The sequence below is a fragment of the Prevotella sp. LCP21S3_D2 genome (assembly GCF_052118345.1).
In the GTDB taxonomy this organism is placed as follows: domain Bacteria; phylum Bacteroidota; class Bacteroidia; order Bacteroidales; family Bacteroidaceae; genus Prevotella.
Genome location: NZ_JBQKHJ010000021.1, coordinates 1 through 15711, shown reverse-complemented (window position 1 = coordinate 15711; position 15711 = coordinate 1). Strand labels below are relative to the sequence as shown.

General features: G+C 37.1%; 16 protein-coding genes. All 16 read right to left on the bottom strand.

Features of this window, described 5'->3' with window-relative positions; all coding sequences use genetic code 11:
- Nucleotides 1-34 precede the first annotated feature (34 nt).
- Nucleotides 35-589 carry an N-acetyltransferase gene (locus ACTQ16_RS12310; protein WP_441937654.1) on the bottom strand — a complete coding sequence of 185 codons (555 nt, stop codon included), beginning with the start codon at nucleotides 587-589 and terminating at the stop codon, nucleotides 35-37.
- 12 nt (nucleotides 590-601) lie between these two features.
- Entirely contained in the window at nucleotides 602-778 is a 177-nt protein-coding gene (locus tag ACTQ16_RS12305; RefSeq protein ID WP_154482363.1) for a hypothetical protein, read from the bottom strand.
- A 411-nt stretch (nucleotides 779-1189) separates the two neighbouring features.
- Nucleotides 1190-2323 (bottom strand): dTDP-glucose 4,6-dehydratase, encoded by a 1134-nt coding sequence (locus tag ACTQ16_RS12300; protein ID WP_441937652.1) that lies wholly within the window; start codon nucleotides 2321-2323, stop codon nucleotides 1190-1192.
- A gap of 206 nt (nucleotides 2324-2529) precedes the next feature.
- Nucleotides 2530-3438 carry a glucose-1-phosphate thymidylyltransferase RfbA gene (gene rfbA, locus ACTQ16_RS12295; protein WP_441937650.1) on the bottom strand — a complete coding sequence of 303 codons (909 nt, stop codon included), beginning with the start codon at nucleotides 3436-3438 and terminating at the stop codon, nucleotides 2530-2532.
- A 7-nt stretch (nucleotides 3439-3445) separates the two neighbouring features.
- On the bottom strand, nucleotides 3446-4462 hold the full coding sequence (locus ACTQ16_RS12290; RefSeq protein ID WP_441937648.1) for an NAD-dependent epimerase/dehydratase family protein: 1017 nt from the start codon (nucleotides 4460-4462) through the stop codon (nucleotides 3446-3448).
- 29 nt (nucleotides 4463-4491) lie between these two features.
- Nucleotides 4492-5307, bottom strand: a complete 816-nt coding sequence (locus ACTQ16_RS12285; protein WP_441937683.1) for a glycosyltransferase family 2 protein — start codon at nucleotides 5305-5307, stop codon at nucleotides 4492-4494.
- An 11-nt stretch (nucleotides 5308-5318) separates the two neighbouring features.
- Entirely contained in the window at nucleotides 5319-5888 is a 570-nt protein-coding gene (rfbC, locus tag ACTQ16_RS12280; RefSeq protein ID WP_441937647.1) for a dTDP-4-dehydrorhamnose 3,5-epimerase, read from the bottom strand.
- Nucleotides 5885-6697: a hypothetical protein gene (locus tag ACTQ16_RS12275; protein ID WP_441937645.1), complete on the bottom strand. Its 813-nt coding sequence runs from the start codon at nucleotides 6695-6697 to the stop codon at nucleotides 5885-5887. Before ACTQ16_RS12275 ends, rfbC begins: the two co-directional genes overlap by 4 nt.
- Before the next feature lie 71 nt (nucleotides 6698-6768).
- Nucleotides 6769-7803: a hypothetical protein gene (locus tag ACTQ16_RS12270; protein ID WP_441937643.1), complete on the bottom strand. Its 1035-nt coding sequence runs from the start codon at nucleotides 7801-7803 to the stop codon at nucleotides 6769-6771.
- Between the two features lie 226 nt (nucleotides 7804-8029).
- Nucleotides 8030-8902 carry a dTDP-4-dehydrorhamnose reductase gene (rfbD, locus tag ACTQ16_RS12265; protein ID WP_441937641.1) on the bottom strand — a complete coding sequence of 291 codons (873 nt, stop codon included), beginning with the start codon at nucleotides 8900-8902 and terminating at the stop codon, nucleotides 8030-8032.
- A gap of 5 nt (nucleotides 8903-8907) precedes the next feature.
- The gene (locus tag ACTQ16_RS12260; protein WP_441937639.1) at nucleotides 8908-9600 is read right to left on the bottom strand and encodes a glycosyltransferase; all 693 of its coding nucleotides are present in this window, start codon (nucleotides 9598-9600) and stop codon (nucleotides 8908-8910) included.
- Nucleotides 9597-10397, bottom strand: a complete 801-nt coding sequence (locus ACTQ16_RS12255) for a glycosyltransferase (protein ID WP_441937637.1) — start codon at nucleotides 10395-10397, stop codon at nucleotides 9597-9599. Before ACTQ16_RS12255 ends, ACTQ16_RS12260 begins: the two co-directional genes overlap by 4 nt.
- A gap of 1 nt (nucleotide 10398) precedes the next feature.
- On the bottom strand, nucleotides 10399-11085 hold the full coding sequence (locus tag ACTQ16_RS12250; RefSeq protein WP_441937635.1) for a glycosyltransferase: 687 nt from the start codon (nucleotides 11083-11085) through the stop codon (nucleotides 10399-10401).
- Nucleotides 11085-12359: a hypothetical protein gene (locus ACTQ16_RS12245; RefSeq protein ID WP_441937634.1), complete on the bottom strand. Its 1275-nt coding sequence runs from the start codon at nucleotides 12357-12359 to the stop codon at nucleotides 11085-11087. Before ACTQ16_RS12245 ends, ACTQ16_RS12250 begins: the two co-directional genes overlap by 1 nt.
- A 13-nt stretch (nucleotides 12360-12372) precedes the next feature.
- On the bottom strand, nucleotides 12373-13440 hold the full coding sequence (locus ACTQ16_RS12240) for a hypothetical protein (RefSeq protein WP_441937632.1): 1068 nt from the start codon (nucleotides 13438-13440) through the stop codon (nucleotides 12373-12375).
- 56 nt (nucleotides 13441-13496) lie between these two features.
- Complete coding sequence (locus ACTQ16_RS12235; protein ID WP_441937630.1) at nucleotides 13497-15581, bottom strand: hypothetical protein; 2085 nt, start codon at nucleotides 15579-15581, stop codon at nucleotides 13497-13499.
- Between the last annotated feature and the right edge of the window lie 130 nt (nucleotides 15582-15711).

The window sequence follows — 15711 nt, the reverse complement described above, 5'->3', positions numbered from 1 at the left end:
ATTGCTTTTCCATTTCACTACACATATTCATTCTCTATAATACTAATCTTTCTAATTCCTCTGTGGCATATAGATACTTGAACTTGTTGCGCTCATAAAAGCTAAGAACTTTTGGCTGATTATATGCATCAACAACCAAGAATCTACATCCTGTTTTGTTATCCTCCTGTACAAACCACGTCTTGATAAAGTTCATCACTTGTTGACCAACTAAGAAATTTCGTCCTTGATATTTCTTATTAACCCCTAGTCTTCCCAATAATACGGCAGGATAAGTACGAAGATGTTTTTGACCTGGTATAGTTCGTTGAACCTTATTAGCAGAAGGCTTTGGAATAAAAGTTGTTTTTACACTATCATTTGATACAGTAAAGAATGCAACGATTTCAGAAAACTCACCTTCATTGTTGACAAAGCAATAAGTCTTACCAAGTCGCTCTTGAGCATACAACAAGGCATTGTGATGAAAGAAGTCTTCCAAATCTTTATCTCCTTCAGTTTCACCACAACAAAAAGGCAAAGATGCAAGTTCTGCGGTCAAAGGCATGAAGTCGCATCTTTCCATAATATCAAATTGATAATTATTCACCAGCCAATTTTATTAAAGAGGAAGTTTAATCTTTACATTTTTTGAGCGTTCCATCATACGACGGATAGCATCTTGTGCACCTTCAGGAATCACAGTTGTGGCAGTATTTCTACTACTCTCTGCAATCTCTATAAAGCGCTCTGCAACATCACCTGTCAATACAGGAATTGTTTTAATAGCTATTGCCATACTCTTATCTCCTATTATTTAGTTTATATAATTTGCCGCCAAAATTACGCTTTTTTCTCGAAACCACCAAGAAAATCACAAGAAATCTTCAAGTTATCAGCAAATTACACAAAAATAGTCGCTCCTATTCTCATTTTGCTCTGACATGATCGTTCAGCAGATTTCGCAGATGACGCAGATTTCTTTTACCTTTTTACTTTTTTACCCTTTACCTTTTAAAGTCCCCCCAGGCGGTCCCATCCCGCACAAGATGGCGAAGGGCTTTGATGCCCCGCCAACCTTAGAGCGTAGCGGTTCCGAGCACCGGAGGGCGGTTACATCCTCTCTCTTCGGGCAAGAGAGAGGCTTGGTGAGAGATGTGGAGCCTTCTTTAATGGTAAAGAAGGACGGGATGATTTTAGGAAAAAGACATTATCTGTCCTTATACATATTATCATAATACTTCTGATACTCCCCAGAAGTAACATGATCCATCCATTCCTGGTTCTCAAGATACCACTTCACTGTTTCTTCGATACCCTCCTCAAACTGGAGAGATGGCTCCCAGCCGAGTTCCTTCTGGAGCTTGCGAGAATCGATGGCGTAACGCATATCGTGACCCTTTCTGTCTGTTACATAAGTAATCAAATCCAAGTCAGCACCCTCAGGGCGACCGAGCAATCTATCAACAGTCTTGATAACCACCTTGATGATATCGATGTTCTTCCACTCGTTGAAACCACCGATGTTGTAAGTCTCGGCAATCTTACCCTTGTGGAAAATCATATCGATGGCACGGGCATGATCCACTACATACAACCAGTCGCGCACATTCTCACCCTTACCATATACTGGCAATGGCTTGCGATGACGGATGTTGTTGATGAACAGCGGAATCAACTTCTCTGGGAACTGGTATGGACCGTAGTTGTTAGAGCAGTTGGTCACGATGGTAGGCATACCGTATGTATCGTGGAAAGCACGGACGAAGTGGTCTGAGCTTGCCTTGGATGCAGAGTATGGAGAGTGAGGATTGTACTTGGTAGTCTCCAGGAAGAACTCCTCGCCGTAAGCCTCATGGTTCTTATCGCTGGATGCCTTGGTGGTGAAAGGAGCAGGAACGCCCTCAGGATGAGTCATCTGCAAGGCACCATACACCTCATCGGTAGAGATGTGGTAGAAGCGCTTACCCTCGTATCCCTCAGGAAGGCTCTCCCAGTAAATCTTTGCCGCCTGGAGCAGAGACAGGGTACCCATCACGTTGGTATGAGCGAAAGTGAATGGATCCTTGATACTTCTATCTACATGGCTCTCGGCAGCGAGATGGATGATGCCATCCACCTTATAGTCCTGCATCAGCTTCAACATCAGGTCGAAATCGCAGATATCGCCCTTAACGAAAGTATAGTAAGGCTTATCCTCGATGTCCTTGAGGTTAGCCAGATTGCCTGCGTATGTCAACTTGTCGAGGTTGATGATGTGATACTCAGGATATTTGTTCACGAAAAGTCTTACTACGTGTGAGCCGATGAAACCAGCTCCACCTGTTATTATTATATTATGCATATATATTTTAATTATAGGGAACCCTCATCCAGGCGGTCCCATCCCGCAAAATATGGCGAGACCTCTGACGGTCCGACAACCTTAGAGCGTAGCGGTTCCGAGCACGCCAAAAGTGTGCGGTTACATCCCCGCTTCCTGAGGAAGAGGGGATTGGGGAGAAAGTGGAGCTCCCTTTGGAAAGGGAGACGGAGGGATTCGAAAAATATTTAATACTCAAGATTCTTTGTCAAAGAAGCTTCATTCTCTTCAAGAATGGAAAGGAGATATTTGCCATAGTCGTTCTTCAACATTGGCTGAGCATTCTCACGCAACGTATCACTATCTATCCATCCTTGGCGATAAGCAATACCTTCCAAGCAAGCTACCTTCAAGCCCTGGCGCTTCTCCAAGACTTCGATAAAGGTTGAAGCCTCAGAAAGGGAATCATGGGTTCCGGTATCAAGCCAGGCGAATCCTCTTGCCATGGTCTGTACCTTCAGCTGCTTATCCTTCAGGAACTCCTGGTTAACTGTTGTGATTTCCAACTCGCCACGAGCAGATGGTTTGATATGCTTAGCCACTTCCACCACCTTATTAGGATAGAAGTATAAGCCCACTACAGCATAATTGCTCTTTGGATGCTCAGGCTTCTCTTCGATACTCAGGCAATTGCCTTGCTCATCAAACTCAGCCACACCATATCGCTCAGGATCGCTTACTCGATAACCAAATACAGTAGCTTTGTTATTCTGCTCTGCATCTACTACAGCCTGATGCAACATCTGGTTCAAACCAGCACCATAGAAGATGTTATCTCCCAAAACAAGGGAAGCAGTATCATTACCGATGAACTTCTCACCGATTATGAAGGCCTGTGCCAAGCCATCAGGTGAAGGCTGCTCAGCATACTCAAATTTTACACCCAGTTGGCTACCATCGCCTAAGAGTCGCTTGAAACCAGGCAAGTCGAATGGTGTTGAGATAATCAGTATCTCACGAATACCAGCCAACATCAATACCGAGATAGGATAATATATCATCGGTTTATCAAAGATAGGTATCAACTGCTTGCTGATGCCCTTTGTGATAGGATACAAACGTGTACCGCTACCACCTGCTAATACGATTCCTTTCATATATATATTATTTTAATCCTTGTCTGTCATTATCCTCAAACCAGTCAGCCAGCGCTTCCTCGAAACTCCACTTAAACTGATAGCCGCAGTTCTTCAACTTCTCACCACAGATATTAGTAGAAATCTGGAGTTTCTTCACTCTCGCAGGACAGATACCCATTGGCGAACCAAGAAGCATTGCCATCCTTGCCATAGGCATGATAACCCAGTTAGGAATATCAGGAACAAACTGAGTCAATCCTGTTACCTTCTTCATAGCCAATACGATATGTTGAATAGTATAAGCAGGCTCGAAGCAACAGTTATACAACTCAACACCATGCTCATGATGCTCCAGTCGATACAGCATGAAGCGCACCAACTCCTTTACATAGATACAAGCCTTGATGGTATCCTTTCTGCCTGGGTAAGCAAACTTATGACCACGGATAGCCCAATACAATCTGGTGAAGTTACCATTCTCACCCTTTCCGAATACCACACCAGGACGAACAATAGTGAGCTGACGATGAGCCGCATCACCATTCTGCCACTTCTCATGAATCTTCTCTGCTACCAACTTAGAGATACCGTAAGCAGTATTAGGAGTAGGCAAAGTTGTTTCCTTCTTCAACTCCTCAGCAGCTCCGTATGGTGCAATACTTGAAGTAAACACAATCTTCTTGATATTCCACTTCTCTGCAAAAGCCACCACATTCTCAGCGCCACGGATATTCGTCTCGAAATACTCATGATCCTCATGACCAGGAGTACGATGAACTGCAGCAAAGTTGAAGATCACATCGTCCTCAGTAGGAGTAAATGGCAAGTTCTCGATAGGCTTGCGGATATCATACTCGATGAAAGTAGACTGCAACTTCTGTCCATCACGCAAAGCAGGCTTGTAATCCTTCACTACCGGATTAGGTGTACCAGGCTTAACGATGTCGAGGTTATATACTTGGGCGTTAGGATAACGCTCCTTGATCAAATTTGTAAGATGGATACCGATGAAGCCGGTACCGCCAGTGATAATATAGTTCATACTAGATTTTCAAATTTACACAAACAAAATTATTTCTTATAGCCCAGTTCCTTCAAGAGTTTCTTGTTCCATTCAGAACGTTCCTTATCAAAGAACCAGCCCCATTTATTGAAGTACTTCACCATATTCTCCATGTGAATCTTAAGCATTTTCTTACTCTTATAAGATGCAGCCCTATGCGCATGCACCACCGACACCATTGGCCAATACATTGTGCGATAATACTTATGCATTCTTCGGGTAATATCAATATCCTCAGGATACATAAAGTATCGCTCATCAAACAATCCCACCTTGTCGAATGCAGACAAGCGGAAGAACATGAAACTTCCCTGATGATATGGTATGTTTGCAGGAGTCTTGTGATCCCAAAACTCCAAGGTATAGCGATAGTTCATTTTCTCTCCCATTTTCTTTGGCATAAACCTACGGAAGATAAGGTCGAAAGGCGTTGGCAACAAACGAGTGGTCAACTGTAGGCGACCATCAGGATAGCGAAGCATCGGCTGAAGCTGAGCCACATCCTTGTTTGCTTCCATATACTCAGTTATCTTTGCTATAACGCCCTCATCAAAATACACATCCGAGTTTATCACGAGATGATAGTTGGCATGAATCTCCTGTGCCTTTTTAATAGCCACATTATGTCCAGGCCCATATCCCATGTTGGCATTATTATAAATATACTCCACCCCGTCCAACTGAGAGCAGAAATCCTTCAGTTCATCACTAGGCGAATTGTCACTTATATAAATAGGTGCAATACCATTCTTGCGCATAGAATCTATGCACTTTTTTAATTCATCGTAATCCGTCTTATAGGTCACGATAGATGCAGTTATTATCATAGAAACAATTAAAAAGTAAATGGAGAATCAAAATCTTTTAGCAAAGGATGTTTTGTATCCTTATCACTGAGATTAGCATGTTCCGTAGGAATCATCCAATCTATACCAAGCGATTCATCCAATATAGAGATGCCACCATCAGCCTCTGGGTAATAGAAATTATCACACTTATATTGGAACACAGCAGTTTCTGACAATACAGCAAAACCATGAGCAAAGCCCTTAGGAATAAAGAACTGGCGATGATTATCCTCTGTCAGTTCCACAGCCACATGCTTGCCATATGTAGGAGACCCCTTACGGATATCCACGGCAACATCCAGCACTCTACCCTTCACGCATCTCACCAACTTACTCTGAGTAAACGGAGGTCTCTGGAAATGCAAGCCTCTCATCACACCATACGAGCTCATGCTCTCGTTGTCCTGGCAGAACTCTACATGATAACCAACTAAAGGTTCAACCTTCTCTTTAAACTCTCGCTCGCTAAAACTCTCAAAGAAGTAACCACGAGCATCACGGAAGAGACGTGGCTCAATAATAAGCACACCCTCTATATTTGTTTTTATTACGTTCATTTTAATAATTTTCTAGTTAGAAGTTTATTTAATATTTGTACATTATCGATATAAGAAAAATTCTGTGGAGCCCTGAAATTTTCAAAGCATTCATTAGGTTCCAATGGTATGGAATATTTATAAACGTTACTGATTACAATGGCGTAGCCTGTATCTGCATTCGAAAAATATCTATCAAAAGCTTCTTTTGTTATGCAACCTTTATAGCCAAAATTTACCCAAAGCTCCTTAGGAGAAGTTTTTATCACTCTGGCAATATCAAAAAAGCCAATTATTACCTTACATGGAAAAGAGGAATACACAAAAACTCTTTCCACTGTTGAATTTGCAATTTTCTTTCTAAATTCTACAGATTTATCTCCAGAAAAAATTGCATTTGCATATTGTGGTTTTATTGAAAGAAGTATATTGGTATGCGAATATTCCTTATTAAAAAAATATTCATAATGACCTTCTAGATAAAGCGATTTTACTTTTGAAACCAATTTAAAGTCAAATTTTCGCAAAAACGGAAGAAAATCACAAATCAATTTCTCGGATACTGTAATAAGAGGCTTTTCACAATTTAATATTTCTTGTGCCATTTTTACTAGTACAGTACCAATTCCTAGATTCTGATAAGCTCTTTCTACACGAATAGTGCATATTTTTTTTTCATCTTGTGTATCTTTCAAAATAGCCACACCATAGATATGAATATCATCATTGGACAAGCATAGAATAATTTTTCTTTTTGGTGAATTTAATTCTAAAAACACCTTGTCTAACCAACTAGTAAAAAAAGGATAGTCATATTCTAAAATGCTCAAAAACAGTCTCAATTCTGAAAAGTATTTCGCTCGTATTATAGGCTCCGTCCTATTACTTAAAACAACATATTTCATAAGAATGATAATCCAAATCCAACAAGCCCAAGAACTATAGTAACAATAATAGCTACCCAATTTATAATATCACCACATCCAACAGTTGAGACCAAAGAACCCAAAGATCCTATTGATACTGCCATCAAAATATATGAAATGATCTTTACTATATTTTTATTGTCACAGATAGTTCTGAAAAAGACTTCAAAACTATCAAAACTAGTATCATCTTCATTTTTCTTCTTCCAATGATATGCCATATATGTATGGGAATCATTTGTAGGTAAATACGTTGACCATTTATCTGTTTCAAGCATTCTTGAATCCATTCTTGCTAAATTACCATTAGACAATTTATCTTTGACGGAGGTAATAAAAAAGAAGTGCGCTTTCTTCAGTTTCAGGAGCGAGGCATTAAAACCATTTGCATTTGTAATTTTTTGAAAGACTTTTGGATCTATATCACGCATGCTGTTTAACCTAATATCATACAGCTCGTTTACAGAAAAAGCTGATTGAAAGACATCATTAGAAATACCCTCGTCATGTTTTATATGTGCAATGGCATTTTTATCTAAGTTTAAACGTATTCTAACATAAAGATTCTCGCCAGCCGGAACTCCATCTAGTCGAGTTTCTGGCAACGTCAAAGTAACAAATGTTCCTTCTATTCCTTTGACATCATGAATCAGGATATCATTTTTACCTAAAATAAATAAATCAAAATCAAAAGAATCCTGATCCCTAACTTTATATTTTTTGATAGAAGAATTTTGCGGTCCTGCTTCACCAACATAGTCATCATTAAAAATTGTGGCTACGATTTCATCTGTCTGAAGTTTGTGTCCCAAATCAACAATATCGCCCTCCTTTAATGAATAAGGGAAATATACAAAAATAGCAGTTACATTACTACCAAAATAGTTAAATAACTTAATTCCTACATCTAATGTAAAGTGAGCCTTTGAAATCTTCCATAAATTGAGATGCACCTCACTCTTGATGTCTGAAGCGCCCTGTGTGGCAACTATAATACTACGATTTTTCATTATGCATAATTTTTAAAAGTATCCTCTTCCCATTCCTAAATCCCCACATAAACAATAATGGGAACCCTACCCCAAAAAGAGCATAAATGAAAAGCAACAGAATATTATCACCAATATTTGGAGTTAAATCAAAGAGATTTTCTACTGCAGATATACGTTAAAACAATTGCATAAATAGAAACGCTTTAAAAAACTGATAAAGAACGCTTTCCATTCATACACTTTCCTATTTCGTGTTTTTAAGTTCTTCAATACATTTCTTCAACGAATCCGTCCAGTATGGAATCTTCCATCCAAAAGTCGTCTTTATTTTACTCTTATCAAGCACAGAGAAGTGTGGGCGCTTCACAGGACTTGGAAACTCCTCGCTGTAGCATGACTGGATATCGCAAGAGTTGCCACTCAGTTCGCAGATAGCCTTAGCAAAATCGAACCATGAACAAACACCCTCATTAGAGAAGTGGTAAATTCCAGTTTTATCGATCTGATTGGTCTCTATGATATGTCCGATTACTGCAGCCAAATCGCCTGCATATGTTGGAGTACCCACTTGGTCAAACACTACTTTCAAAGTGTCATGGCTGGCAGTGAGACCTTGCATGGTCTTGACAAAGTTCTTTCCCCATTGGGAGTAGAGCCACGCCGTGCGAATAATGATATACTTGCACCCTGTTGCGATGATGCTCTGTTCGCCAGCCAACTTGGTCTTGCCATATACGCCCAAAGGGTTGGTTTCCCAATCCTCCTTACAAGGAATGTTCTTGTCACCCTGAAACACATAGTCAGTACTTATATGTATCAAGGTACCATCCACTTCCTTCATCACCTGTGCCAGATTTCCTGCAGCAATATTATTGAGCAGATTAGACATAGCATAATCGCTCTCCGCCTTATCCACATTGGTATAAGCAGCACAATTTACAACTAATTGGATGTCGTTATCTTTCACCATCTTCCGAATGACATCAAGATTCGTAATATCCAACTTTTCGTAGCCTTCAGCCACATCCGTGAAGACAAAGTTATTCACGCTATTTTTGGCCACTTTCTGCATCTCATGTCCGAGCTGCCCATTGGCACCAGTTACTAAAATATTCATAGTCGTTATTTTAATAAAGTATAATACAACATTTGCAATCTATATTTCAATTGCTTCCAACGAGAGAAAGTAGATTTTTCCCCCGTAGCAGAAGCATTGCCGCCATGCCTACGATAATACAGCAGTTTATCATCAATAAATTTCACCTTTCCCTTTTTTGAGACAACAAGACCTATCCACATATCATGCCATAAAATATGCTTTGGAAACGGTAAGACATACGGCAGCGTTTCTTTCTTGAAAGCCAAACAACTCCCCACGAAACAATTTCTCATAAGATTATTCCAATAGCCCAAATGAGGCGCACGCAAGGAATAATAGTTTACATCAGAAACATTATCATCCTTGTCCATAATGAGAGCATCATGAACCACAAGATCTGCGTTTTGCAGTTCTCTTTCCATAACTTGCACTTTATTCTCTGCCCAAATATCATCTTGGTCAGAGAAAAAAATGATGTCACCTTTTGCTTTTGACAACGCATTTTCAAAGTTGGGAACGACTCCATGCCGCCCCTTGTTTTTGAAAACTCGTATTCTCGTATCATAAAAAGCAGAGATTGTTTCTAAAGTATCATCATCGCTACCATCATCAGAAATTATTATTTCATCCGAATCAGATAGCTGTTTTAAAATAGAAGCTATCTGCTTTGATATATACTTACCACCATTATAAGTAGCTATACAAACAGTAATCATCTAATATAAGATTTAAATAATACAACAAATGGCTTTAGCGATAAATTCCTGAGAGACAAAGAGCAAGCCCTTTTAGAAACCACAAACAAAAAAGAACATCTATCACCAAATGTTTGTTTTTCACACCCTTTAAGGCTCATGCAAAACAAATCGAATCGTTTCAGAGATTTCATCCAATCATCCGACTGAGCAGAAAAGTCCTGTCTTAATGAGAAAGGAAGTATGTAGGCTTCACTATTTTTTTTCTTAAACCTTCGCAAGAATTCATGGTCGCTATAATCCAAAAAAACTTTTTCATTGTATCCGCCACATTCTTCAAAAGCATTCACTGATACGCACATTCCACTATTAATAATACTCATACTAGCCAAATCAAGAATACCTTGATAACTATTCTTTGTAAGTGTTGCAAAATGAAATTTAATACTTGTGGGTGACATTGTATAGTCACCACATTTCACCATTGGAGCAAACATTTTACAGGATGGATTTCTTTCAATAGCCTTTAGGTAATCAGAAATTGCAACTTCCGTAAAATCTGTATCTTGATCCAAAAACAACAACCATTCATAATCATGGTCTTTTGCATACTTTGCTGCCCGGTTATAACAAGCACTTAATCCGATATTAGATTCATTATGAATGTAAATTGCCTCTGGAGCAATACTTGTTATATTTTGAGGATTTTCTGAATTATCAAAAACTAACAAATGTTCATTGTTAGTCCCTAATGTCTTATACGTTCTTGACTCTTGCAATTTGCAATGGTACAAGACTAGTACACATAATATCTTCATCTTATTTTTTGAACAAAAATTTCAAACTCCAATATAGAATTTTAATAACCAAAATTTTCAATGAAATCTTGTGATAAATATAATCACAACATAAACGTTGATATAAACACCAACTTCCACTTGAAACTCCTGCTTGTTCATTTTTTGCAATAGGTACATTTATCTTCATGACTTCTTCTGGCTTAAAGCGCATAAAAAACATAAAATCAGATATAATATACGGCTTGGTTACCTGATAATATCCATAAGTATGATGCATCTCCTTCTTATATATGATAGCTTGATGCAACAACATACCTTCATCAAAAGACGCAGGAACTAACGTTTTTCCCACATAATAATCGGAATAAATAAAACTTATTTTTTCCCCTATAGGGTAACTAAATACTTTTTCTAAAACATGATCATCAACAAAGACATCTCCAGAATTCATAAAAATTATCCATTCACCCTCAGCCATATCAATAGCTTTATTCATTGCATCATAGATTCCTTTATCCTTTTCCGAAATATATTTATCTATGGATGAAATATTTTGATTGATAATTTCCTTTGTATTATCAGTACTACCTCCATCAATTACCAAATATTCTCTATCTTTGAAGTTTTGATTTGTTACTGACTTTATTGTTTTGAGGATATTCTCTTGGTCATTAAAGACCACTGTTACAATTGAAACTTTTACCATTATTTTTTTTCTGAATAAATTAAAGGATATAAAACATTTGAGCTTTTATATAAACCTACAAATAGTAAATAATTAAACAAACCGTTGAAGAACAAGTAAATGTCTCCAAATACCGCAAGTCCCATCATTACCAACAAAGCCCTTTTACAACATACATATATATTTTGTGGAGCTCGTTTATACCCCATACAATATAATCTACTTCCTATAAGAGCCATTATTGCTGTCATCAATAATCCGCCCCACTTATAGAACGCATAAGAAACGATAGACAACTGACTGTTTGGCGCACCACCATCAGGATAAACACGATAATTATATTCAAACAATAAGGCACCAACCGTTTCGAAAAGAGATTTGTCTACATCAAATCCAAAGATGTGGCGAAAAGGTCCCCAAAATATTGATGTTATATTTAAGACTGGCATACCTACTTTTATATTATCAATAACTGAGTATGGATAGGCATTCCAATAAGTATCTCCATTAGCCAAGAGTCTATAACCAAAATACAACACGGAACTTAATCCGCCATTTGCATAACCAGCCAATAGTATTACACAAAAAGGCATTGCTGCTATTGGCAAGATATACTTTTTCTTTACTTTAGGCATTTTACCAGCATAAAAAACAGAATAAAAGAAATAAGCTCGAACAAAACTGATAATAAATCCTTTTGAACCTGACATCATACTTATACCAACAAGTAAGAGCATTAAAATTAAAGAATATTTTTTTCTGCCATGAAAATACAAATAAAAGATGTAGAGTGTACAAAACAATCGACAGGCATCAGAAAAGCGCCCAAGGAGTCCCAAGATTCCACTACTATTATCAGTATTTATTTCAAATCTATTCTCGTTAAAAATCGGAATGCCATTTATCAACCATGAATATAGGGTCGTAAATAGATAAATAACCAAACAAATATTAAAGAAAAAACGATTTTTATCATATTCATGATTTACATTATGCATTAAGAGTTGGTTATAATTTATCTTTCTTGTCACTAAAAGAAAAACACCTACAAGAATCATTTGGCTAGTTGCAAAATAAATAATATGTTTATTAGGACAAAAGCCAGCATAGTATAAAAATATTGGCACAGCAGCAGCAAATGCCAAATTAAGAGCTGCAAATAAGCTCGGATCAATTATAGAATGTATTATTTTTTTCAGGACAAGACAATACAAACAAACAACAACAAGCAACACACAAAAATATAGTCCTATATGTGGGGAGTAAACTAACCCCATAAATTCTTCTGAAGTCATATCTACTTATTTATTAATAACCTAACTCTTTCATCTTTTGTAAAACTAAATCACCTATAAACTCATAACCTTTTGAGGTAAAATGCAAACCGTCTACTAAGAGTTGAGGCGAAACTACTCCCTTTCGTATAGAATCCTCATCAACTTTAGTAGCTTGTAAGTTTGCAAACTGGAGTCCTTTTTGAACCAAAGGCTTACGTATACATAAATAATGCTTACCAAATGCCTGCTGTAAGGAATCCTCCATTTCATACATACGTTTCATATTCGGAATAACAGCATTACATTTATGAAAACCAATTACTATATATCGATTACATTTTGAATATATAATCATGGCCTTAATCTGTTTTATTAAATCTTTGACATCTTTAAAGCCACCATTTTCACCCATAAAAATCATGTTGCAATAAGCATTGCGTAAATGACTCATCGCATAAGTTTGAATTACACTTCCCTTTTTAAGAACTATTTGTTTGTCAGATGGTACCTTTGGGGTTATAAAATAATTATATGCTTTTCCATATCCATCACCTACTCGCCATATATTCGACTCAGCAGACAGCTCATAAATGCCCCCCTGTATCATACAATCATTTATCTTTGCCGAACTTTTATGCTGTAGCAAAGGATAACATACTTCGTTGTTATATGAAGACAAGAATGCAGGAACATCAGTGTTACCCATAAAATTCTCCAAGGCACAATCCTTACTATTGATTGTAACATCATGAGCCAGGATAAAAGGATAAGCACCTTGTCTTCCCATTATGGTCAATGTATTTTCACCACCTACACCACAATTGATTACCTCATAATCATCACCTAGTATTTTTTGCAAAACACTAGGATAATCATGATCTTTTACAAAGATTCCACGTATCTTTTGCTTTAATGTTTCTCGATGGGGAGCAGTCAGGCTATCTCCCCAACAAACTATTGTTTTCTTCTTCTCTTCTTGGCAAGAAGCGAAAAGGAGAAGAAGCAAGAAGAAGAAGAACCATACTAGTTTTATCTTCTTCTCTTTTTTAGAGACGGCATTATGAAATGCCGCCAACTTTGATTTTATTTGTTGTATCATATTTTTAAAATTCTCATTTTACTTCAATACTTCATTCAACTAATCGAACACTTATACTAATCTGAAACTATCTCATTCAAAAGACTAATACATGATGTTTTATCTTCCTTACTAATCACGTCTTCAGACACAGTTTCCAAAACAGATTTCAATGAATTACAATTAGCCTTATTACAATAATGAAGTTGCTTTATAAGACTAACAGCCTCAGATTCCTTACCATTAGTTACTAATTTCTTAGTTATTAACTTGACCAGCTTCTTTAGACCTGATTTTGAACCTTCTTTTGCTATCAACTCCAACACATTAAGATTATTCTCAAAAGAATCTATTTCCTTTTCAAATTTAGCACAAACAATCTTTAGTAAAGAAGTTGGCAGTTTGATTAGTTCTGATGAAGGTTTGGTGCTCAATATCTCACCAAACATAGCTTGCAAAACAGGAGCAGTAGATAACTCTATAGCTAAACTAGCAAGTGAGTCATCAGGGTCTTTAATCAAAAGGTTTAACAGATTTTTTATTTCGTTCTTTACCAAATCATTCGATATTCTCAACTTTCCATCCTCATCGGTTTGCAGCAAGTGTTTAAGTACAGGTGTATAAAATTCATCAAAAGAAGGATAACGCATCAACTCTTCTGCATAATCATAGATTTTAATTTTGAAATCAATTAATTTTCCAAATTCCTGCATCGTTTGTTCTTGAGTTTTATCAAAATCAATCAATTTCCCGACTATATCTTTAGACAGAAGGACTTGGCCTGCTGCATTTGCAGAAGATTTCAAGAGCTTTAGCATAGTTCCCATAAACTCTCCATTCTCAGCATTGTCTTCAAATATTGTATGATGCTTATCTGGCCCATAATAATTAGTCTCTTTAACCGAATTACCAATACGAGCAAGCAACCCCTTAATTCCTGTACCATCACCTATACAGTGATTCGGCATTCTTGATAGATAATCATTGACCCTATTAAGGATTTTTTCTATAACCTCTTCATTAGAAGGATTTATACTATAAGATGGGGTAAAATCTACGACCTTATCCAAATACCTATGGAATACATAGCCTGATTTTCCCGGTAATCTCTCACCAATTCCAAACAAGATTTCTTGCACTCCATTTTTCTCACATAGCTCCTCGTAAGTCAAATGCCCAACAACATTATCAATCAATTGCGAGTCATATAATTTTTCTGGAGCCATGTATTGATACTTTAAAGTAGCGTTTGGATACGCGGCAAATACCTTATCAAAAAGGACCTTTAAGTCTTCTCCATAATCAGCATTTTCAGCCTTTGAAATCAGGAAAGAGATATCATCAGCCACTTTCTCGGTAATAGTTTTATCTTTCGCACATTTTTCACTATAATAGAGTATCAATCTCTCTAATATGACTCGATAGCCATTCTCTCTCAACTTGCAAGAAAATTGGATTAACTCATGCATTAAGTCTTTTTCCAAAAAGTCGATTTGTTTATTCCAAGATACTGAATTATCAAACAAATCTATAATGGCCTTTAAATAAGTATTGTCTATATAAGTAGTTGCATCATCCAGTTTGATAAGGACTGCAAGTAAATTTGGAAGTTCACTATCAGTTAGTCCTCTTGAAACAACCTTTCCTATCTTATCTTTTATGCAATCCAAGACCATTTCTTTCTTTGATTCGTCTTCGCCTACATATTCTGTAATTTTCTCGACTTCCATCATCTCAATGGATTCTGAAATTTCTACAGGAAGGGAATTAAACACTACTGAATTAGATATAATCTTGTCTATAACTCCTATCGTATCTTTATAAGGCATCATAGTTGCCTTAGTTCGCATAAGAAAGAGCTCTAATCGGGGATTTTTATCCGCTTCATTAGGATGTATATCATCAAAAAGCAAACAAGGATTGACAACCAATTTATCAAAGAAAGATGAAAACTCCTCACGAATTATAGCCAACACACAAATTGCAGCCTCATTGGCATTAACAAACTCCTTATCATACAAAGAAAATTCTACTATCAGATTATTCAACAGCTGAATAATTCTGCGTGGATTGGTAGCATATTCTCGTGATATATTACTGATGCTAGCTTTACTCAACCCTAACTGATACTCATCATTCAGATGCTTGGTAAAATCGTACATCTCATCATTTTGAAAAGGCGTAAGCGTCCAAAAATGTCACAACGCCCCTATTTGCGGGCTTTTTGCAAAGCCCACAAATCTCATTTTTAAATATCTTTCACTAAAAATTTCATTAATCCAAGCAGATTGT